Source organism: Cognatilysobacter lacus, from assembly GCF_008274655.1.
Classification (GTDB): domain Bacteria; phylum Pseudomonadota; class Gammaproteobacteria; order Xanthomonadales; family Xanthomonadaceae; genus Cognatilysobacter; species Cognatilysobacter lacus.
The window spans coordinates 1-907 of the sequence record NZ_VTRV01000283.1; the positions used below are offsets into that span (position 1 = coordinate 1).

1 protein-coding gene is annotated in these 907 nt (G+C 71.2%); it reads right to left on the bottom strand.

Annotated features, from left to right (window positions below; genetic code table 11):
- Window positions 1–90: 90 nt before the first annotated feature.
- The coding region (locus tag FW784_RS14095) for an NAD-dependent epimerase/dehydratase family protein (protein WP_149353946.1) at window positions 91–907 on the bottom strand (817 nt) is incomplete at its 5' end.

Sequence of the window (907 nt, forward strand, 5' to 3'; positions counted from 1 at the left end):
AGTTCGCGTGGGTCTTCGTGCCGACGATCGGCGGAATGATCCTCGGCGCGTTCGTCTCGGGACGGGCGGCGGGCAGGTTGACGTCGCTGCTCATGCGGCCGCGTGCGCCCGCAGCGCCGCGAATGTCGTCTCGAGCGCGGCCTGCATCCCCACGGGTGGCTGGTAGCCCAGTTCGCGGCGCGCGCGTTCGATGTCGAGCGTCATGTCGACGGACAGCAGTTCCACGCCGTAGCGCAGCAGCGGCGGCTCGCGTTGCGCGCCCACCATTCTGTACGCGCCTTCGCACGCCGCTGCGAGCGTCCACGCGATACCGGCCGGCACGCGAGGACGTGGGCGCGGAACGCCGAGCGAGTGGGCGAGGGCGTCGATGACCTCCCAGATGCGTACCGGCTCGCCGTTGCTGACGTTGAACGCACGCCCGTCGAAGCGGGTCGGCGCGTCCATGGCGGCGCGCACGGCGGCTACGGCGCTGTCGATATACGTCAGGTCGACGAGGCATTCGCCATCACCGATGCGCGGAAGCCGGCCGCGACGCAACGCATGTGCGATGCGCGGCAGCAGCGAGGTGTCGCCCGGACCGAATATGGCGCGTGGGCGCAGGATCACTGTCGACACGCCGGTGCCCCCCGTGATGTCGCGTACGCGTGCCTCGGCTTCGCGCTTGGTGGCGGCGTAGTGGTTGACTGCCTGCGCGGGGAGTGGGTGGTCCTCGCGAATGCCGCGATGCGGGCGGCCGTCGTGATAGATCCCCGGCGTCGAGACATGCACCAGCCGCGGGACGCCCGCCGCGACGCACGCGCGCGCAACGTTTTCCGTGGCGTCGACATTGGCCCGCACGAAGTCGCGCCGGCGTCCCCACGGGCTCGACAGTGCCGCGGCATGCACGACGGCGGCGGCACCTGCGAAC